Genomic DNA, 20,483 nt, shown 5'->3' on the forward strand with positions numbered 1-20,483 from the left:
GTGCAGCCCTTGGGTTCATTGGAGCTCTCACCAGTCTCGTAGACTTTCGCCACTGCGCAAGACTGATGAGAGGCCGTAGTCTGAAACTGCCATAGTTCAGATTCCGGGGTGATTACATTTCTGTAAGCTCGGATCAGCAGCTTTCGTGGCCGGCATGCTTGCTCGACTGGGCGGCGACTGGCGCCTGCTCTTTCTTCTCCTGCGCAACCTGGTAGGCCTGCATGGAGCTTTGGCGAGCCGCTTCCATCCGCGCAAAGGTCCGGTCCGCGCCGCCCTCTGCCAGGGCGATGCCTGCCATACCGAAGGTAACGACCATCACAATTGCTTTGACCATGTTCATCTGGAGATCCTCAGTGGGTTCTGCGCCTCATGGCGTCAGGTACAGGGTCAAGTTAGCCTCGCGGTGCTGTCAGAAAACTGATCTCGACATTACTTTTCCGTCAGCTTCTGGTTGGGCGTCTTTTTTCCTGCAAACTGGAGATGCACCCCGCGTGGATGAGAGCAGATGAAATTACTCGTAGCCGAAGATGAGCCGAAAACCGGCGTCTACCTCCAGCAAGGCCTAACAGAAGCTGGCTTCACCGTTGACCGGGTGATGACAGGCACTGACGCCCTGCAACAGGCGCAGAGCGAAGCGTATGACTTGCTGATCCTCGACGTGATGATGCCGGGGCTCGATGGCTGGGAGGTCCTGCGGAAGATCCGTGCAGCGGGTAAGGATGTACCGGTCCTTTTCTTGACTGCCCGTGATGGCGTAGACGATCGCGTGAAAGGTTTGGAGCTGGGCGCTGATGATTACCTGGTGAAGCCCTTTGCGTTCTCGGAGCTGCTGGCTCGGGTTCGCACGTTGCTGCGCAGAGGCAACGGTGGTTCTGCTCAAACCACCATGAAGATGGCAGACCTTGAGGTAGACCTGCTCAAGCGTCGAGCTACGCGAAACGGCAAGCGGATCGACCTTACTGCCAAGGAGTTTTCCCTGTTGGAGCTACTCATGCGCCGACGCGGCGAGGTCCTCCCCAAGTCGCTGATCGCGTCTCAGGTCTGGGACATGAATTTCGACAGTGACACCAACGTGATCGAGGTCGCGATTCGCCGATTGCGGGCCAAAATCGATGACGACTTCGCGCCAAAGCTCATCCATACCGCCCGAGGCATGGGCTACATGATGGATGTGCCCGAGTGATGCGCCCGCAATCATCGCTCGTCAAGCGACTGACCCTGATGTTCATGTTCGCGGTGACTGCTGTCCTGGTCGTTGCCGGCGTGGCTTTCTACGGGCTCAGTCAGCACCATTTCCGGATGCTGGATGAGCAGGCGCTTTCCGAAAAGCTGGAGTCAACGCGTCATATCCTGTCCATCTCAGCAGCGCGAGGCGGGCTCGACGATCAGGAGCAGCAGCTGCGGGCATTGCTCGGCGCACATCAGGATCTGTCGGCGAAAATCACCAAGGTTGACGGAACGGTCCTTTTTTCAGACTCCAAAGCCTCTCAAATTCCTCAACAGTTCGAGCAGGCGCACAGGGGCGCCGTTTGGGAATGGCAAGATGAAGCGCAGAACTTCCGCGGTATCACCGCCCAGTTGACCATCGCGGGCGAGCCTGAGCCGGTGACGGCCGTGCTGATGCTCGATGTCACCACTCACGCCCATTTCTTTGTCACCCTGCAATGGTGGTTCGGCATCGGCTTGGTGATCAGCGCGATTGTGAGCGCCGGCTTGGGTTGGGTCGTGGCCAAGAGTGGGCTTCGGCCTGTTGGGCAAATCACCAAAGTAGCCACCGGGATGTCGGCAAGATCGCTCCGCGAGCGCATACCCCTGGAGCCCGTGCCGCTAGAGCTTCAGGAGCTCATCCTGTCTTTCAACGGGATGCTGGGACGGTTGGAGGATGCATTCGTTCGGTTGTCCAACTTCTCTGCCGATATCGCTCACGAGTTGAGAACGCCGGTCAGTAACCTACTGACCCATACCGAAGTGGTGCTCACCAAGAAGCGTGACCTGGATGCCTATGAGGAAAACCTCTATTCGAACCTGGAAGACCTCAAGCGCATGTCGCGCATGATCGACGACATGCTGTTCCTCGCCAAGGCGGATAACGGTCTGATCGTGCCCGAGCAGATCGATGTGGAACTCTCCGAGCTCGTATCCAAGCTGTTCGAGTACTACCAGTTCCTGGCTGAGGACCGGGGTGTTCAGCTGACCCTCCAAGGTCATGGCAAGGTTCGTGGCGATCGCTTGATGATTGACCGAGCGCTTTCCAACCTTTTATCGAACGCGTTGCGCTACACCCCGGAAGCCAACGAGATATCGGTGCAGATCGAGCAGACACATGAAAGCGTGATGCTTACCGTGCGTAACACCGGGGTAACCATCGATCCCCAGCACATTGGCAAGATCTTCGACCGGTTCTTTCGAGCCGATCCAGCCAGGCGGGAGGGAAGCCCTGCCAATGCTGGGCTGGGCCTTGCGATAACACGCTCTATCGTTGAAGCCCATAAGGGCCGGGTATGGTGTAGCTCCGTCAATGGCGTAACTGAATTCCACGTCTGTTTCCCACGTAATTAGGAAGCTTCTCAGCCACCATTGCTTACTCGCAGCTACTCGGGTGAGCTAAGTGCGCCGTTGCTTTTGAGTAGCCGGAGCGTCACTATCACGTTCCACATAGGTTAGGGGGGTATAGTATGGCGCACACTAAGGCGGCGAAGGATGAACTGCTCAAGCGCGTGAAGCGTATCGCTGGTCAGGTCCAAGCAATCGAACGTGCGTTGGATGGCGAAGCCGATTGCGCAAAGACACTGCATTTGGTTGCCGCAACCCGTGGGGCGATAAACGGGCTGCTTGACGAAATCATTGAGGACCATGCTCGGGAACATGTAGCGAAGCCCGGCCTGACTGACCAGGAACGAGCACAGGGTCTTGAAGAGCTTCTTGAAGCAATACGCCGATATTCGAAGTGAGAAACGCATGAGCACCACATACGTACACAGCCATAACTTTCTTGGTGTTGCTCACGACGACAATGCCAAGCGCACCTTGTGGGTAGTCCTGCTTACTGTCGTCATGATGGTAGCTGAGATCGCCGCTGGACATATCACAGGCTCAATGGCGCTGTTGGCAGATGGTTTCCATATGGCAACGCACGCAGGAGCATTAGGAATTGCAGCAGCGGCGTACGCCTATGCCCGAAAGCATTCTGAGAGTTCCTTCTACAGTTTTGGTACAGGCAAAGTAGGTGATCTTGGAGGCTTCGCATCGGCATTGATTCTTGGTTTGATCTCGTTAGGCATCGGTATCGAATCGGTACTGCGTCTTTTTGAGCCGACCCAGGTGCAGTTTGGAACGGCGACTATGATCGCTATCAGCGGTCTGATTGTGAATGTCGTCAGTGCTTTGCTTCTGGCTGGTGGGAGTCATCATCACGATCATGGACACGGCCACTCGCATAGTCATTCGCATGGGCCTCACGGCCACAGGCATGGCGAAGACAACAATCTGCGTTCAGCGTACGTTCACGTCCTTGCTGACGCAGTGACATCAGTCCTTGCAATCGTCGCGCTGCTCGCAGGCAAGTTTCTTGGCTGGGTGTGGCTTGATCCGGTTATGGGGCTCGTGGGCGCTGTCGTGATAGCACGATGGGCGTGGTCCCTCATGAAAGACACGGCCTCTGTACTGCTTGATAAAACGGACGACCACGTTGCTGAGGAAATTCGGGAATTACTTAATCATTCCGGCAAGCTACAGATCACAGACCTTCATGTGTGGAGGGTGGGGCCTGACGCCCGAGCGGCAATTGTCAGCGTGACTGGCTCGTTAGATTTCACAGCCGACGATATTCGTGCCGCACTGACGCCGATACATGAAGTGGTCCACCTCACGGTGGAATATAGGGCTGCGGCGAGTTAGGGCGTTTGTTGTTGGCGAAGCTGTACGGCGTCATCGCTCATCCAACACAAGCATAAGCGCCGCCACTAGCTCAAAACGACTGGTTAGTGCAGCCCCGACCCCTTAATGCTGAATTCATCCCGGTAACCTATACTCGCCCATCATGAAACGGTTCATTCGACTGCTAACCATCCTGATGCTTATCGTAGCGCTTCCGCTTAACGGGATGGCGGGCATCGATTCGGCGACTGAACCTTGCCCAATGCAGGCCATGGGCATGGAAATGATGGCGGGTATGGACCATGACTGCTGCCAGGACCAAGACCTGGGTAAGACTGGCGATCATGCCAAATCCTGCAAGGTCGGCCAGGAGTGCAGGACTGCCAGTACCGTACAGCTCAGCTTCCTGACGCCTGGGCTGACTTTCGCCAAGCCACGACCTGCCGATACCTACGCGGTAGGCATAGCGACAGGCTCTCCCCCCGATCCATGGCGGCCTCCCCGCGTCTGATTCCCTCTTAATTTCACACCGTCGTTCCGCCTAGCAGCGGGGCGATGGCACGCGCCTGGGCGCTGATCTTTCGAGGAATCATTTGATGACTCCCCAACGTTTTCAGGGACGGATAAGCACGGCCGTCCTGTTCATACTGCTGCCGGCTGTCTCGGCTCAGGCTGCAACGCTGTCGCTGGATGAAGCGCTGCAACTGGCTGAACGCAACGCTCCCTCTCTACAGGCCCGCCAGGAGCAGGCATCAGCTGCGCGCAGCGCGGTCATTCCAGCGGGCGAGCTACCCGATCCGCGCCTGAATCTTGGGGTACAAAACCTGCCGGTTGAAGGCGCCGATCGCTGGAGCATGAACAGAGACTTCATGACCATGCAGGTGGTTGGCCTGTCCCAAGAAGTACCGAACCGGGACAAACGCAAAGCACGTGTAGAGACAGCGCAGGCCATGGTCGATCGAGCCGATGCCGAGGCGATCTTCGAACGCTTGAAGGTTAGGGCGGCAACCGCACAGGCTTGGGTTACTGCGTACACCGTGCAGCGAAAGCTTGAACAGTTCGACGCCTTCTACAAAGAAAACCAGCTGCTGGCTTCCACGGTGCGGGCCCGCCTGGCCGGAGGCGCAGGCTCCACCGCCGATACGCTGGCTCCCAAGCAAGAAGCCGCGCAGCTGGACGAGCAGAAAGACGTTTTGTTGAGTCAGGCAGCCCAAGCGCGAGCCGCGCTGAAGCGCTGGATTGGGCAGGACGCCGAAGTAGGCGCGCCGACCTTCCCTGTCTGGCCTGTAGACGCAGCTGAATATTTGCACTCCGTCCATGCCCATCCGGAGCTCAATACCTACAACGCCATGACACGCGAGGCTCAGGCCCAGGTACACCAGGCTCAGGCGGAAAAGAAATCGGATTGGTCCTGGGGAGTGGATTATCAGCGCCGTGGCCCGGACTTCAGCAACATGGTCAGTCTGCAAGTCAGCTTCCAGTTGCCGTTGTTCACCAGCTCACGGCAAGACCCGATGATTGCGGCACGACGCGCACAAGTTCGCCAATTGGAAGATGAGCAGGACGCTGCCCTGCGCGAGCATCAAGCCCAGCTTGAAACAGACCTTGCCGAGTACCAACGCTTGCAACGGGCAGTGCGGCGCAGTCGCGAAACACTTTTGCCCCTGGCCGAGGACCGGGTACGCCTCGCTCTGGCGGACTACCGCGCCGGTAAGTCGCCGTTGAGTGAAGTGCTGTCGGCACGCCGGCAGCGTGTGGAGGCACTGCTACAGGATGTGGACCTGCAAGGACAGTTGGCGGCAACAGCAGCGCGTCTGCATTTCGTTTATGGAGAGGTGCTGGCATGAGGAATAGGTCGATTGGTTTGCTCGTGGCTCCTGCCCTTGCTATTGGGATAGGCGCTGGCTTCTGGCTAGGTGGGAGAGGTGCGTATTCGCCATCGCAGCCAGTAGGTGAGGAAAAAAAAACGCTGTACTGGTACGACCCGATGTATCCCCAGCAGCACTTCCCGGCGCCCGGAAAATCGCCGTTCATGGACATGCCGCTCGTGCCCAAGTATTCGGATGACACGGCTGGCGAGGAGCAGCCTGCGGTTCAGGTCTCGACTGGGCTCCAGCAAAACCTTGGGATTCGATTGGCAACGGTGACGGCTGGGCGACTAGAACGGACCCTGAGTGTGAGCGGCGTTCTGACGTTCGACGAACGCGACTTCAGCGTGTTGCAGGCCAGAACTGGCGGTTACGTCGAACGCGTCTATGGCCGAGCGACGGGGGACATCGTTGCCAAAGGCGCTCCACTAGCCGATGTGCTGACCCCGGAGTGGGCTGGTTTGCAGGAGGAATACCTGGCGTTGAGGCATGCCGGCGACGCGCAACTGACGGCGGCGGCACGACAGCGGCTCGTGCTCGCCGGCATGCCGGCCGACCTGATCAACCGGGTCGCGAGCACTGGGAAGGTGCAGCTCTCGGTCACCCTCTCCGCACCCACTGCCGGTGTAATTCAGGCTCTCGATTTGCGACCCGGCATGACGCTGACGCCGGGGCTTACCTTGGCAAGGATCAATGGAGTGGCCAACGTCTGGCTGGAAGCGGCTGTGCCGGAAGCCCAGGCTCAAGGCCTTCGCGAAGGCCAGCCTGTGCAGGCGCAATTGCCAGCGTTCCCAGGCGATCCCGTACCGGGCAAGTTGACCGCGTTGCTCGCCGATGCCGATTTGCAGAGCCGCACGTTGCGCCTGCGTATTGAGTTGCCCAACCGAGATAGGCGGCTTCGTCCTGGGATGACCGCTCAAGTGGCTCTCCATCCCGGCGAGTCTGCCGAGCAAAGCCTCTTGGTGCCTGCCGAGGCGGTCATCCGCACCGGCAAGCGAGACCTGGTGATGCTGGCTGAAGACGGTGGTCGCTTCCGGCCGGTGGAAGTCGTGTTGGGCCAGGAGAGCAAAGGCCAAGTTGCGGTGTTGCAGGGTCTTCAGGCAGGACAGCGCATCGTCGCGTCCGGGCAATTCCTGTTGGACTCCGACGCTAATTTGAAAGGCATCGAGGCGGCGACGGTGCAGGATAGTCAGCCTAATGCGGGGCCAGCCCTGCATGAAGCGGATGGCCGTGTCGTGCAGATAGACGGCACCCAGCTCACCGTTGCCCACGGTCCTTTCATCACCCTGGGCATGCCAGGGATGACCATGACCTTCCCTGTGGCTGAGCAGTCTCTCCTTGATGGCCTCAAGATCGGTGCGCAGATTCGCTTTGGCATACGCGAACGCGACGAGGGCATGGTCGTTGAGCAGATCAAAGTGTTGGAGGGCCAACCATGATTGCCAAACTGATCCGCTGGTCGGTAGGCAACCGTGTGCTGGTGCTCCTCGCCACGCTGTTTCTGGTGGCATGGGGCTTCGTCTCGGTGCGTAGCCTGCCAATCGACGCCTTGCCCGACCTGTCGGACGTGCAGGTGATCATCCGCACGTCCTACCCAGGCCAGGCTCCCCAGATCGTTGAGAATCAGGTGACCTATCCGCTGACCACAACCATGCTCTCGGTTCCGGGGGCCAAAACGGTACGCGGTTTCTCCGCCTTCGGTGACAGCTTCGTCTACGTGCTGTTCGAGGACGGCACCGATCTGTATTGGGCGCGCTCACGGGTGCTTGAGTACCTGAGCCAGGCGCAATCGCGATTACCTGCGGCAGCCAAGCCGGTACTGGGCCCGGACGCCACCGGAGTGGGCTGGATTTATCAGTATGCGTTGGTCGATCGCAACGGCGGCCATGACCTGTCGCAACTGCGCAGCCTGCAGGACTGGTTCCTGCGCTATGAGCTCAAGACGCTGCCGGATGTCGCTGAGGTGGCCACCATCGGCGGTATGGTCAAGCAGTATCAGGTCGTGCTCGATCCGCTGCGCATGGCCAGCCTCGGTATCACCCAGGCTGAGGTGGTGGAGGCTATAGGCAAGGCCAACCAGGAGACCGGTGGCGGTGTACTGGAGCAAGGCGAAGCGGAATTCATGGTACGTGCGGCCGGCTACCTGCGATCGCTGGATGATTTCAGAGCGATACCCCTGCGACTGGCTACCAAGGGCGTGCCGGTGACATTAGGCGACGTCGCTACGGTGCAGATAGGTCCGGAAGCCCGCAGAGGCATAGGCGAACTGGACGGCCTCGGCGAAGCCGTAGGAGGTGTGGTGATCCTGCGCAGCGGGAAGAATGCTCGGGAGGCCATCGCGCACGTCAAGGCTAAGCTCGAAACCCTGAAGAAAGCCCTGCCAGCCGGGGTGGAACTTGTCACCGTCTACGACCGCAGCCAGTTGATCGACCGTGCCGTGGAGAACCTCAGTCACAAGCTGATCGAGGAGTTCGTGGTAGTGGCGTTGGTATGCGCAGCCTTTCTCTGGCACCTGCGCTCGTCATTGGTGGCTATCGTTTCGCTGCCCGTGGGAATCCTGATAGCGCTGATCGTCATGCGTCATCAGGGCATCAACGCCAACATCATGTCCCTTGGCGGAATCGCTATTGCCATCGGTGCAATGGTGGACGCTGCCGTGGTCATGATCGAGAACGCCCACAAACGTGTTGAGGCCTGGCATATCCGGCATCCTGGTCAACCTTTGCGGGGAGAAGCGCATTGGAGGGTAATGACGGAGGCGGCCGTCGAGGTAGGGCCGGCACTGTTCTTCAGCCTCATGATCATCACGCTTTCGTTCATCCCGGTGTTCACGCTGCAAGCCCAGGAAGGGCGCCTCTTTGCACCCCTGGCCTTTACCAAGACCTACGCAATGGCAGCGGCGGCTGCGCTATCGGTGACCCTGATTCCGGTGCTGATGGGGTACTGGATCAGAGGGCCACTGCCTGCGGAACAGCGCAACCCGCTCAACCGGGGCCTCATCCGGCTGTACCGTCCGGCATTGGAGGTCGTCCTGCGCCGGCCTCTGGTTACCCTCGCTGGAGCATTGCTCATCCTGCTCAGCAGTCTGTGGCCTTTGGATCATCTCGGGGGCGAGTTCCTTCCTCCGCTCGATGAAGGTGATCTGCTCTACATGCCTTCAGCCTTGCCTGGACTCTCGGCGCAGAAAGCTTCAGAGCTGTTGCAGCGAACGGATCGTCTGATTCGAACCGTTCCCGAAGTGGCCACTGTCTTTGGTAAAGCCGGCCGCGCCGAGTCAGCTACCGACCCGGCACCGCTGGAGATGTTCGAGACCACCGTTCGGCTCAAGCCCAAGAGTGAATGGCGTCCAGGAATGACCACGGAGAAGCTCATCGAGGAGCTTGATCGCACTGTGCGTGTGCCTGGGCTGACCAACATCTGGATCCCGCCCATCCGCAACCGCATCGATATGCTGGCCACCGGCATCAAGAGCCCGATCGGCGTGAAGGTTGCTGGCAGCGACCTGGACCAGATAGACCGGGCTACCCTCGCTGTGGAGCGGGCAGCGAAAAAGGTGCCTGGAGTGACTTCGGCGCTGGCAGAGCGTTTGACTGGCGGACGCTACATTGATCTGGATATCGACCGCCATGCCGCAGCTCGTTACGGTCTGAACATCGCCGACGTACAGGCCATTGTCGCCGGCGCCATTGGTGGCGAAACCATTGGGGAAACGGTTGAAGGCTTGGCCCGCTATCCCATCAGCGTGCGCTATCCACGCGAATGGCGTGATTCCGTAGAGGCGCTGCGTCAACTGCCGATCTACACCTCGCAGGGCGGCCAGCTGACCCTTGGCAGCGTGGCCCGCATACGTATTGCTGATGGCCCGCCCATGCTCAAGAGCGAGAATGCTCGTCCCTCGGGCTGGGTGTACATCGATGTGCGCGGCCGGGACCTCTCGTCTGTTGTGGCAGACCTGCGTCAGGCGATCGACAGCGAGGTAAAGCTCGATCCAGGCATGAGCTTGAGCTACTCCGGCCAGTTCGAATACCTGGAGCGGGCGAACGCCCGTCTGGCCTGGGCGGTGCCAGCGACGCTGGCCATCATCTTCGTGCTGCTCTACCTGACCTTTGGCCGCCTCGGTGAGGCGTTGCTCATCATGGGCACGCTACCGTTCGCGTTAACTGGGGGCGTTTGGCTGCTCTATCTGCTGGGCTACAACCTGTCGGTGGCCACAGGCGTTGGTTTCATTGCCCTAGCCGGCGTAGCGGCGGAGTTTGGGGTGATCATGCTCATCTACCTGAATAACGCTTGGGCTGAGCGTCAAGCCAAAGGCGAAACCACACGAGCAGCGCTGCTCGACGCGATCCGTGAGGGCGCGGTGCAACGCATCAGGCCCAAGGCAATGACTGTGGCAGTCATCGTTGCAGGCCTGCTGCCCATCCTCTGGAGCAGCGGTACCGGCAGCGAGGTCATGAGCCGCATCGCGGTGCCCATGGTGGGCGGCATGCTCACCGCCCCCTTGCTTTCCCTTTTTGTAATCCCTGCGGCGTACTGGCTGATCCGCCGCCGCGAACTTGCTGTAACTACCCCCAACCTCTCAGGAGAAATCCTATGAAAAAGCTAATTGTTATCGCAGGCCTGATCACCGCTTTCGCCACCAGTGTGCATGCCCAGGACATGGATGGCATGGACATGAAGAAAATGCCAGCTTCCGCCGAGGGGGACCAAGGCAGCCAGGCGGCACCCACTGCGCATGCTGAGGGGACAATAAAGGCGCTGGATCCTCAAAGCGGAAAAATTACCTTGGCGCACGGCTCGGTAGCAGAGCTCAAATGGCCGGCGATGACCATGGGTTTCCAAGCTGAGCCTGCACAGCTGAGGGGCTTGAACGTAGGAGACAAGGTGAAATTTGGGTTCCGTATGGAGGGAAGCGTCGCGAAAATCGTGAGCATCCAGAAGCAGTGATTGAAAAGCCTTGAATGATCGGGCGCGCCTTCATACCGGGATGATTCGGACAAGCTTACAGAAATGTAATCAATCTTCAGGAACCCGTCAGGTCGAACGCTACATACCGTCATGAGACGGTGCATTGGCATCACATCGACCCGATACCGGAGATATGACCATGAACAGTCGCTTTGATGAATGCATCTCGGAATGCCTGCGCTGCGCGCTGTCCTGTGAAGGCTGCGCGTCAGCCTGCCTGCAAGAGCAGGACGTAAAAATGATGGCAGACTGCATCAAGCTGGACAGGGATTGCGCAGATATGTGCAAGCTTGCGGCTACCTTGATGGCACGAGAAAGCATGCTCGCCAAGGAATTTTGTGCGCTGTGCGCCAGAATTTGCCGCGCTTGCGGGGAGGAGTGCGGTAAGCATAAGGCAGACCACTGCCAGCATTGCGCTCAGGCCTGTTTGGCCTGCGCACAATCCTGCGAAGCAATGGCTGCCTAATTAATTTCGACCGACCGTCGCTGTTTTGCAAAGTACTTAGGGAAGACCTCGGTCGGTCGATCACAACGCCCCCAGAGAGGCGGGTAGTCACTGGTGACCACTCTGCCGACAGAGGATTGTATCCCGGCATGTAATGCAAGGGCCCCAAGGTAAAGGGCCCCTGCCGGCCGACCAGCTGTAGCGCTCGTCGTGGTCAGCTTGTCCAAGAATTAACCTGTCCTTCGGTCAGTTTTGACCCCGGCAGTTAATTCCGGCAGTGCGATATTCGAGGATTCTCAGCTCTCCTGTTGAGTCTTCGTAATTCATCTGCGCCGGCATCACGTCGCAGCTGCCGTAGGTCGAAGTCCTGCTGATGATTCTCGCCACATCCAGCTTCATTCCGTAGCGATAATGGATCACCTCAGGTGGTTTTTTTCCATTGGCAGCTGCGTATGCACGCATAGCCTGCTCATTCGCCTGAATCATTTTCCCGTGCAAGCGATCAGAACCTCCTTCGGAGAAAGCGGATGAGGAGGCGATTAAGAGAAGTAGGCCGGCGATGCATTTGGCTTTGATCATTTCAGTCACTCCATGAAAACATGACTGAAGCCTAAGGCCTGGTAGCTGTCATCCATGTGATCCAGGCATTACATCTTTGTAAGGCTGTGCTGGGTGACTGCGCTATCCCCACGCAGACAGTTTGCGGTACCCGTCTCCGGGCCGGCCGACAGAGTTCGAGCAGGTGTGTTGCGAAAGGTAGATGGGCTCAGATGAGACGATCGCATGATTACCAGAAGCGCAGGCTGCAAAAATCTCCAGAGGCCGCATGGTGACTGACTTCGACAGTTTTAGTTCTCTAGATCACCGACCTAAATCGGCTTTTAAGCGCTCCGCGACAGTTTTAGCTTCTTCTTCAAGGTCACTGCAGGCCCCGGAATTTGGGCCTCTGGTACGACAGTTTTAATTCTCTAAATCCAAAAGAAGCCCTCCACTTGGAGGGCTTTTTGCTTACTGAAGATCAGGCAATAGCGCACCAGGACATACGAGTTGAATGCCTTGGGCTGCGAAGGGGTACGATCAGATCTGCATCGCCATGCCGTCCACATTCATCGCTGCCTGGCGCAAGGCCTCGGAGCGGGTCGGGTGGGGGTGGCAGGTCAGGGCGATGTCTTCTGCCGAGGCCGAGAACTCCATGGCCACGCAGAACTCACCGATCATCTCGCTGACGCTTGGGCCCACCAGGTGCACACCTAGCACTTCATCGGTTTGGGCATCGGCGATGACTTTGGCGAAGCCTTCGGTCTCGTGGTTGATCTTGGCGCGGCTGTTGGCGGTGAAGGGGAACTTGCCTACTTTATAAGCACGCCCTTCGGCTTTGAGCTGCTCTTCGGTCTTGCCCACGGTGGCCAGCTCCGGGCGGGTGTAGATCACGCCTGGGATGAGGTTGTAGTTGACCTCGTGGGGCTTGCCGGCAATGCGCTCGATGCAGGCTACCGCTTCGTCTTCGGCCTTGTGCGCCAGCATCGGGCCGGAAGTGACGTCACCAATCACCCACACACCGGGCACTGAAGTGCGGTGGTGTTCGTTGCCGAGCATGCCGCGCTTGTCGGTTTCAAGGCCCACGCTTTCAAGGTTCAGCCCCTTGGTATAAGGGCGGCGGCCGATAGCCACCAGCACGTAATCGGCCTGCAGCGATTCTGCGGTGCCGCCGGCAGCAGGCTCCAGCGTCAGGCTCACGCCATCGGCACTTGCAGTGGCTTGAGTCACTTTGCTGCCCAGCTTGAACACCATGCCTTGCTTGGCGAGTGCCTTTTGCAGGGTCTTGGCGGTTTCCGTGTCGGTACCCGGGCAGATGCGATCAAGGTATTCGATGACGGTGACCTGGCTGCCCAGTCGGCGCCAGACGGAACCCAGCTCAAGGCCGATCACGCCCGCACCGATGACCACCAGGTGCTTGGGCACTTGCGGCAGCGACAGTGCACCGGTCGAGTCGATGATGCGCTGGTTGTCGATGGTCACGCCCGGCAGAGGAGTGGGCTCGGAGCCGGTGGCGATGACCACGTCTTTGGCTTGCAGCGCCGTTTCGCTGCCATCTTCAGCCTTGACCACAACCTTGCCGACGCCGTCCAGGCGGCCCCAACCCTTGATCCAGTCGACCTTGTTCTTGCGGAACAGGTATTCGATGCCTTTGGTCAGGCCGGTCACGCTCTCGTCCTTCTGTTTCATCATCTGGGCGAGGTTGAGGGTGGGCTTCACTTCGATACCGAGGTGGGCGAACTCTTCACCGCTGGCGGCCTCGTACAGCTCGGATGCATGCAACAGTGCCTTGGAGGGCATGCAGCCCACGTTCAAACAAGTGCCGCCCAAGGTCGAGCGGCCTTCCACGCAGGCAACGCTCAGGCCCAGCTGGCCAGCGCGGATGGCTGCGTTGTAGCCGCCAGGGCCACCGCCGATGATCACCACGTCATAGGATTTCATGGGTTCAACTCCAGGATGTAGAAGCGCGAGAGGGGCACAAGGTTAAGCTGAGATGCAAGAATTGTATACAATCTGCTGCGCGTATAAGACCCGTTGGTTCTAGACCTTGGTCTCGTTTAGAGGAAACATCCCACCAATGAACTACTCTGATCCGGCGACGTTCGAAATTTAAGGCGTCGTAGTCAAACATGGATAGGAGGGTTGTTCATGCTCGCGCAACTTCCACCTGCACTGCAGAGCCTGCATCTGCCGCTGCGGCTGAAATTGTGGGACGGTAACCAGTTCGATCTGGGGCCTAGCCCGCAGGTCACCATCCTGGTCAAAGAGCCACAGTTGATCAGCCAGTTGACGCACCCGAGCCTGGAGCAGTTGGGCACGGCGTTCGTCGAAGGCAAGCTGGAGCTGGAAGGCGATATCGGCGAAGCCATCCGGGTATGCGATGAGCTGAGCGAGGCGCTGTTGCCTGATCTCGAAGAGGCTTCGCCGACTCGGCTTGCCCATGACAAGCGTACTGACGCTGAAGCCATCTCCTATCACTATGATGTTTCCAACGCGTTCTACCGGCTGTGGCTGGATCAGGACATGGCCTATTCGTGCGCTTACTTTCGCGAGGCTGATAACACGCTCGATCAGGCCCAGCAGGACAAGTTCGATCACCTGTGTCGCAAGTTGCGCCTGAATGCCGGCGACTACCTGCTGGACGTTGGCTGTGGTTGGGGTGGCCTTGCGCGCTTCGCTGCACGGGAATATGACGCCAAGGTATTCGGTATCACTTTGAGTAAAGAGCAGCTCAAGCTTGGCCGGCAGAGGGTCAAGGCCGAAGGGTTGGCTGACAAAGTCGACCTGCAGATTCTCGACTACCGTGACCTGCCTCAAGACGGTCGCTTCGACAAGGTTGTCAGCGTGGGTATGTTCGAGCATGTCGGGCATGCCAACCTGGCGCTGTATTGCCAGAAATTGTTCGGCGCCGTGAGGGAAGGGGGGCTGGTGATGAACCACGGTATCACCGCCAAGCACATCGATGGCCGCCCGGTCGGGCGTGGCGCAGGTGAGTTCATCGACCGCTATGTGTTCCCCCATGGCGAGCTGCCTCACCTGTCGATGATCAGCGCCAGCATCTGTGAAGCAGGGCTGGAGGTGGTGGACGTGGAAAGCCTGCGCCTGCACTACGCCAAGACCCTGCACCACTGGAGCGAAAACCTGGAGAACCAGTTGCACAAGGCGGCGGCGCTGGTGCCGGAAAAGACCCTGCGCATCTGGCGCCTGTACCTTGCAGGTTGTGCATATGCCTTTGAGAAGGGCTGGATCAACCTGCACCAGATCTTGGCAGTGAAGCCTTATGCGGATGGCCACCACGATCTGCCTTGGACGCGCGAAGACCTGTATCGCTAAACATGTAGATGCGGATTTTGTGGGAGCGGCCTTGTGTCGCGAAAGGGCCGCAAGGCCGCTCCCACATTCAGACTGCTTAGCTTAAAGAATCGGCGAAATCAGCCGTGCAATCCGCATCCCCAATTGCTGCAGTCGATGAGTGTCGAGGGTGTCCTCCGCAGTAATTTCCCGGGACTGTTCAAAGTCATTGATCAGCATCTTCTCCACCTGGTCGGCGAAGTTGCGGTCGACGGTGAGCAGGGTGATCTCGAAGTTCAGACGGAACGAGCGGTTGTCCAGGTTGGCACTGCCGATCGCGCTGACATCATCATCCACCAGCACCACCTTCTGATGCAGGAAGCCCGGCTGATAGCGGAACATGCGTACACCCGCGCGCACCGCTTCGAAGGCAAACAGGCTGGAAGCGGCATAGACCACTCGGTGGTCTGGCCGTGACGGGATCAGCACCCGCACATCGACCCCGCGCAGCACCGCCAGACGCAAGGCGGCGAACACTGCCTCGTCCGGGATGAAGTAGGGGCTGGTGATCCACACCCGTCGGGTAGCGGAATGGATCGCTTCGAGGAAGAACAACGAGCAGGTTTCCTGCGGGTCGGCGGGGCCGCTGGCCAAGGCCTGGCACAGCACACCGTTATCCGGGTAGGTGTCCGGCAGGATCAGCGGCGGCAGCTGGCGCGTGGCCCAGTACCAGTCCTCGGCAAACGACTCCTGCAGGCAGGCCAGCACCGGCCCGCTGATCTGCACATGGGTGTCACGCCAAGGGGAAAGCTTAGGGTGCTCACCGAGGTATTCGTCACCCACGTTGTGCCCACCGATGAAACCCAGCAGGCCATCCACTACCACGATCTTGCGATGGTTGCGGAAGTTTACCTGGAAGCGGTTGAACCAACCGCGGCGGGTGGCGAAGGCATGAATCTGTACACCACCGTCGCGCAGCTGCTGGCTGTACCTGGCTGGCAATGCATGGCTGCCCACGCGGTCATAGAGCACGAACACCTGTACCCCTTCGGCAGCCTTGCGCAGCAGCAGCTGTTGCAATGCCTTGCCCAAGGTATCGTCATGGATGATAAAGAACTGCACCAGCACCACATCCCGGGCTTTTTCGATGGCGGCGAAGATGGCATCGAACGTGGCTTTTCCATCGATCAGCAACTTCACCTGGTTGTTCGCCAGGCAGGGCATGCGCCCAAGTTTGGGCATGGCGCGCAGGGCTGCGTAGCTTTCTGATTCACGTGCGGTTAGGGCTTCTTCCACCCAAGGCCGCCAGTTGAGACTGGCCATGGCCACGTGCATTTCCTGGTTGGCCTGCCGCCTGGCCTTGATGTAGGCATAGAACGAGCGGGCGCCGAAGATCAGGTAAGGGATCAAGGTAAGGTAGGGGATGAAGACCAAAGGCATGGCCCAGGCGATGGCGCCTTGGGCGGTACGCACGGTGAAGATCGCGTGCAGTGCGGCGACGATACCCAGTAGGTGAATCAGTCCGAGTAGGTAACCAAAAAAGTAGGGGCTGTGGTAATCCATATGCATCCTGCTTGCCGAGTACACTTGAGGTAACAGAACACGTTCCCGGTCCGCCTTGCAACCCGAAGGTGGATTTGGCGTCCAAGGTTCAGCCCGGCCCGCTTGGCCGGTTTTTTCAGGAGCGATCGTCCATGAAGATTCGTCTGCCACTGTTGGCGTTGGCCCTGGCCATGAGCAGCCCGCTGGTGCATGCCCAGGTGCTGCAACCAGGTTTGTGGGAGCTGACTACCAGCAACATGCAGGTCGATGGCAAGCCGTTACCCGACATGCAGTTCATGCTCGGCCAGTTGAAAAACCTGCCGCCAGAGCAGCGCGCGATGATGGAAGGGGTGTTGGCCAAACAAGGGGTGACGGTTGGTGGTAACGGCGTGCGTTCGTGCCTGACGCCAGAGCAGGTGGCAACCAACGACATCCCGCTGCAGGACCCGAAGTCTGGCTGCACCCAGAAGATTACCGACCGTACCGGTAATGTGTGGAAGTTTCAGTTCAGCTGCCCCAAGGCACAGGGCACTGGCCAGGCCACCTTCCTCAGTGACCGGGAATTCACCACGCAGGTTAGTGGTACCTTCAACGCTTCGGGTGTGCAGCAGCAAGGCAGCATGAACACCCGTGCGGTGTGGCTGAGCAATGACTGCGGCACGGTCAAACCGCGCACCTGACGTCCCATTGCCATTGGCTGGTGGCGACGGCGTCGTGGGCATGCAGGCTTTCTGCATGTTCCACGCGCAGCTTGAAGGCCGTGCTCCATTCCTTTTGCCGAAGCGCCTTGTGCAGGCGTCGTGCGGCGTCTTCGCAGAACATCAGGTTTTGCCCGTTGGCCAAGGCGAAGGCTTGCTCGTCCGCACGTTTCACCGCGGTCTGCACAGCTGTCCCCAAGCTTGTCTCAATGCAGTTGATCAGCTCGGTGACGGGTAAAACGTGCTGATTGCTGCACAGCCGTACCTGGATGTGCGCGGTACTTCGTTGGCTGTGGGGCGTCGCCACAATACCTTCGGCGCTACCAAGCCACTGCAACACAGCGGATTTTTCGACCTGCTCCTCGCTGAAATCGTCCAGGAACTGCTGCTGAATCAGCTGCCGTGCAAGTGCAGCGGAGCATGGGCAGGTCGAGGAGTAAGGGACGGAAACAGATAGTTCCACGTGGAACATTTCATTTTCTATCCTTGCATCGACCGTTACGGCATAGCTTTTCCAGCCTGCCAATGGGCTGATCAAGGCCGGCCTTTTCAGCAGATGCTCGAAGCTGAGGCGCAAGTAGGCGGCAGAGGAAAGGCCTTCATGGCTGCTCAAGAAATCCGCCAATAGCTGCCTGATTGCCAGCACAGAGAGTGGCTGATGTTCTAACGCCCCCAGGGCAAGGTAAAGCCGAGACATATGGATACCGCGTGAACTGCCATCCACCAGGCTTACCCCTGCGTCCACTTTGGCAGCTACGGTGCGCCCTTCGAATTGCAGAGGCACGGCGATCCCGCACATGCCCACCCAGTCCAAAGGCAAGGTGTACTCCAGGGTTTGTGCTGCGATGTCGGGGAGCTTGAGCTGGGTCATCTGGCTTTCCAAACAAAAAGGGGCAATCAGTGGCAACCGCCGATCAAGCTGCAATGCAGCTTGAAGCGCTGCCCACTGGAGCTGGATACGCGGTTCAGGGTGGTCCAGCCAACGCGACGGCTGTAACCCACCCAGGCTTCGCCATCGCTGGCCAGGCCGGTGAAAAAAGTCAACGTGCCATAGCGGCTGTTGGTTTGTGCCCACAGGCGCCGGCTGCTGAAGTCGTAGCCGCGCAGGTAGAACGTACTGCCTTCGCTGCGCACGCTGTAATAACTGCCCTTACCGTCCTGGCAGGCAAGCAGTGTCGCGCTGCGTGTACACACCGCCAACATGCTGCTCTTCGGCATGGCGAACAGCGAAGTGGGCATGGTGAGCAGCAGCAACACCATGGCGCGTGGCAGATTCATTTTTCATCCCCGGTGAATACTCGTCCGTCGAGAACGGCTTGGCGAAATTGTATTGTTACTTTATAACATTGTGCAATGCATCGTTTCGAATGCGCTCGCCTGAAGAGGTTTCGCCATGTCCAATCGTCTCCCTGTCACCGTGCTGTCTGGCTTCCTTGGCGCCGGCAAGAGCACTTTGCTCAACCATGTGCTGCGTAACCGCGACAACCTGCGGGTCGCGGTCATCGTCAACGACATGAGTGAAATCAACATCGACGCCAGCGAGGTGCAGCGCAACGTCAGCCTCAACCGCGCTGAAGAGAAACTGGTCGAAATGAGCAACGGCTGCATTTGCTGCACACTGCGTGAAGACCTGCTCGAAGAGGTGGCGCGGCTGGCCGAAGAAGGGCGCTTCGATTATTTGCTCATCGAGTCCACCGGTATCTCGGAGCCGCTGCCGGTTGCCGAGACGTTCACCTTTCGCGACGAGCAGGGCCGCAGCCTTTCCGACATGGCGCGCCTGGACACCATGGTCACTGTGGTCGATGGCCTGAATTTTTTACGCGATTACCAGGCAGCAGACAGCCTGGCCAGCCGTGGTGAAACCTTAGGTGAAGAGGACGAGCGGTCGATCAGTGATCTGCTGATCGAGCAGGTGGAGTTCGCCGATGTGCTGTTGCTGAGCAAAATCGACCTGATCAGCCAGCACGAGCGCGAAGAACTCATGGCCATTTTGCGCAGCCTTAACGCCCGGGCGCAGATCGTGCCTATGGTCATGGGTCAGGTGCCGCTGGCGCGTATCCTGGACACGGGCCTGTTCGACTTCGACCAGGCTGCCCAAGCGCCTGGCTGGTTGCAAGAGTTGCGTGGCGAGCATGTGCCAGAGACTGAAGAGTATGGTATTGCGGCCACGACCTGGCAGGCCCGGCGGCCGCTTCATCCACAACGCTTTTTTGACTTTATCCACAAGCCTTGGAGCAATGGTCGGCTGCTGCGTTCGAAGGGTTTTTTCTGGTTGGCCAGCAAGTACCAGGAAGCCGGGAGCTGGTCCCAGGCAGGTGGCATGATGCGCCACGGCCTGGCGGGCCGTTGGTGGCGTTTCGTACCGCGCGAGCAGTGGCCACAGGATGTGGATAACACTGCCGAGATATTGAAGCACTGGGCCGCCGAGACCGGTGACTGCCGGCAGGAACTGGTGTTCATCGGGCAGAATATTGACTTCAAAAAATTATCCACAGCCCTTGATGCGTGCCTGTTGACAGATGATGAAATGGATTTGGGGCACATGGGCTGGTTGCGTATGCCCGATCCATTTGGCCCTTGGCACCAGGAGTCTGCAGCATGAACCCGGCGCGCAAGGCTGTGGATATCTTTCAGGTGTTTGGCGAAACGCCGCTGGTGTTGACTGACGTTTTGCAGGACGGCGTGAACATGGCGGTGTGGCGCCGGCGCTTGCCGCCGCAGCTGGAGGATTTCGCCGAGGTGGTTGTCAGCCTAGGGCAAACCTTGGCTGATCAGCGCGTGATCGATGTGGACGAGCGGCACCTGCCGGTTTTGTCGGATTTGCTGCGCGAAGCGGCGGACTTGCACGGTTACGAAGCATTCGTGGCCGATGTGGCCTGGTTGGTGGGGGCGTACACCTGCCTGGTTGGCGCGCGGCGGGTGGGTTTGCGTCTGCGGGTACTGGCTGGGCCCATGTGCCCGCGCTTCCATGTGGATAACGTTCCGTTGCGGCTGCTCACTACCTACGCGGGGCCGGGTAGCGAGTGGTTGCGAGAGGATCAGAGCCCGCGCCGTGAGTTACTCACATCCCTACCACCTGTGGATAACATTCAGCATCTGAGCGTGGGTGAAGTGGCCGTACTCAAGGGCGAGAAGTGGCAGGGCAACGAAGGTGCAGGCCTGGTGCACCGCTCGCCCTCGGGCCAGCAGGGGCGCCTGCTGCTCAGCCTTGACTGGCTGGCCTGACGGCGCATAGTGAGCCATCACCCCGCCTGAAGCCAT

19 protein-coding genes are annotated in these 20,483 nt (G+C 59.0%); 13 read left to right on the forward strand and 6 right to left on the reverse strand.

Features of this window, described 5'->3' with window-relative positions:
* Positions 1–133 precede the first annotated feature (133 nt).
* Positions 134–340: a co-regulatory protein PtrA N-terminal domain-containing protein gene (locus tag N805_RS22460; protein WP_019470284.1), complete on the reverse strand. Its 207-nt coding sequence runs from the start codon at positions 338–340 to the stop codon at positions 134–136.
* Between the two features lie 165 nt (positions 341–505).
* On the opposite strand from N805_RS22460, the gene N805_RS22465 reads away from it, so the two are divergent.
* From N805_RS22465 to N805_RS22510, 9 genes are all read left to right on the forward strand, one after another.
* The gene (locus N805_RS22465) at positions 506–1,183 is read left to right on the forward strand and encodes a heavy metal response regulator transcription factor (protein WP_019470283.1); all 678 of its coding nucleotides are present in this window, start codon (positions 506–508) and stop codon (positions 1,181–1,183) included.
* On the forward strand, positions 1,183–2,559 hold the full coding sequence (locus N805_RS22470) for a heavy metal sensor histidine kinase (protein ID WP_019470282.1): 1,377 nt from the start codon (positions 1,183–1,185) through the stop codon (positions 2,557–2,559). The genes N805_RS22465 and N805_RS22470 overlap by 1 nt, the downstream gene beginning before the upstream one ends.
* A gap of 116 nt (positions 2,560–2,675) precedes the next feature.
* A complete protein-coding gene (locus tag N805_RS30235; protein WP_080889158.1) occupies positions 2,676–2,951 on the forward strand; it encodes a metal/formaldehyde-sensitive transcriptional repressor in 276 nt (91 codons plus the stop codon).
* Between the two features lie 7 nt (positions 2,952–2,958).
* Positions 2,959–3,897, forward strand: coding sequence for a CDF family Co(II)/Ni(II) efflux transporter DmeF (dmeF, locus tag N805_RS22480; RefSeq protein WP_019470280.1), 939 nt, complete (start codon positions 2,959–2,961; stop codon positions 3,895–3,897).
* 575 nt (positions 3,898–4,472) lie between these two features.
* Positions 4,473–5,723, forward strand: a complete 1,251-nt coding sequence (locus N805_RS22490; protein ID WP_019470278.1) for a TolC family protein — start codon at positions 4,473–4,475, stop codon at positions 5,721–5,723.
* Positions 5,720–7,183 (forward strand): efflux RND transporter periplasmic adaptor subunit, encoded by a 1,464-nt coding sequence (locus N805_RS22495; RefSeq protein WP_019470277.1) that lies wholly within the window; start codon positions 5,720–5,722, stop codon positions 7,181–7,183. The genes N805_RS22490 and N805_RS22495 overlap by 4 nt, the downstream gene beginning before the upstream one ends.
* On the forward strand, positions 7,180–10,338 hold the full coding sequence (locus N805_RS22500) for an efflux RND transporter permease subunit (protein WP_019470276.1): 3,159 nt from the start codon (positions 7,180–7,182) through the stop codon (positions 10,336–10,338). The genes N805_RS22495 and N805_RS22500 overlap by 4 nt, the downstream gene beginning before the upstream one ends.
* The gene (locus N805_RS22505) at positions 10,335–10,688 is read left to right on the forward strand and encodes a copper-binding protein (protein ID WP_019470275.1); all 354 of its coding nucleotides are present in this window, start codon (positions 10,335–10,337) and stop codon (positions 10,686–10,688) included. Before N805_RS22500 ends, N805_RS22505 begins: the two co-directional genes overlap by 4 nt.
* 160 nt (positions 10,689–10,848) lie before the next feature.
* On the forward strand, positions 10,849–11,175 hold the full coding sequence (locus tag N805_RS22510; protein ID WP_371113209.1) for a four-helix bundle copper-binding protein: 327 nt from the start codon (positions 10,849–10,851) through the stop codon (positions 11,173–11,175).
* Positions 11,176–11,400: 225 nt separating this feature from the next.
* Here the strand turns inward: N805_RS22510 and N805_RS22515 are convergent, their stop codons facing one another.
* Complete coding sequence (locus N805_RS22515) at positions 11,401–11,733, reverse strand: DUF2790 domain-containing protein (protein ID WP_019470273.1); 333 nt, start codon at positions 11,731–11,733, stop codon at positions 11,401–11,403.
* A 498-nt stretch (positions 11,734–12,231) separates the two neighbouring features.
* A complete protein-coding gene (lpdA, locus tag N805_RS22520; protein ID WP_019470272.1) occupies positions 12,232–13,632 on the reverse strand; it encodes a dihydrolipoyl dehydrogenase in 1,401 nt (466 codons plus the stop codon).
* Between the two features lie 207 nt (positions 13,633–13,839).
* Between lpdA and cfaB the strand changes: the two genes are divergently transcribed.
* Complete coding sequence (gene cfaB, locus N805_RS22525; RefSeq protein ID WP_019470271.1) at positions 13,840–15,024, forward strand: C17 cyclopropane fatty acid synthase CfaB; 1,185 nt, start codon at positions 13,840–13,842, stop codon at positions 15,022–15,024.
* Between the two features lie 81 nt (positions 15,025–15,105).
* Here the strand turns inward: cfaB and cls are convergent, their stop codons facing one another.
* Positions 15,106–16,545 carry a cardiolipin synthase gene (gene cls, locus N805_RS22530; RefSeq protein ID WP_019470270.1) on the reverse strand — a complete coding sequence of 480 codons (1,440 nt, stop codon included), beginning with the start codon at positions 16,543–16,545 and terminating at the stop codon, positions 15,106–15,108.
* A 131-nt stretch (positions 16,546–16,676) separates the two neighbouring features.
* Here cls and N805_RS22535 point away from each other — a divergent pair, with 131 nt between their 5' ends.
* Positions 16,677–17,204 carry a DUF3617 domain-containing protein gene (locus tag N805_RS22535; RefSeq protein ID WP_019470269.1) on the forward strand — a complete coding sequence of 176 codons (528 nt, stop codon included), beginning with the start codon at positions 16,677–16,679 and terminating at the stop codon, positions 17,202–17,204.
* On the opposite strand, the gene folE2 is transcribed toward N805_RS22535, so the two are convergent.
* Positions 17,188–18,093: a GTP cyclohydrolase FolE2 gene (folE2, locus tag N805_RS22540; RefSeq protein WP_019470268.1), complete on the reverse strand. Its 906-nt coding sequence runs from the start codon at positions 18,091–18,093 to the stop codon at positions 17,188–17,190. The two genes, N805_RS22535 and folE2, sit on opposite strands and share 17 nt — an antisense overlap.
* A gap of 26 nt (positions 18,094–18,119) precedes the next feature.
* On the reverse strand, positions 18,120–18,500 hold the full coding sequence (locus N805_RS22545) for a hypothetical protein (protein ID WP_026034338.1): 381 nt from the start codon (positions 18,498–18,500) through the stop codon (positions 18,120–18,122).
* Positions 18,501–18,615: 115 nt separating this feature from the next.
* Between N805_RS22545 and zigA the strand changes: the two genes are divergently transcribed.
* Both zigA and N805_RS22555 read left to right on the forward strand, forming a co-directional pair.
* Positions 18,616–19,824 (forward strand): zinc metallochaperone GTPase ZigA, encoded by a 1,209-nt coding sequence (gene zigA, locus N805_RS22550; RefSeq protein ID WP_019470266.1) that lies wholly within the window; start codon positions 18,616–18,618, stop codon positions 19,822–19,824.
* Positions 19,821–20,447 carry a DUF1826 domain-containing protein gene (locus N805_RS22555; protein WP_019470265.1) on the forward strand — a complete coding sequence of 209 codons (627 nt, stop codon included), beginning with the start codon at positions 19,821–19,823 and terminating at the stop codon, positions 20,445–20,447. Before zigA ends, N805_RS22555 begins: the two co-directional genes overlap by 4 nt.
* Positions 20,448–20,483 lie beyond the last annotated feature (36 nt).

Origin of the sequence: Pseudomonas putida S13.1.2 (genome assembly GCF_000498395.2) — a bacterium.
Classification (GTDB): Bacteria; Pseudomonadota; Gammaproteobacteria; order Pseudomonadales; family Pseudomonadaceae; genus Aquipseudomonas; species Aquipseudomonas putida_Q.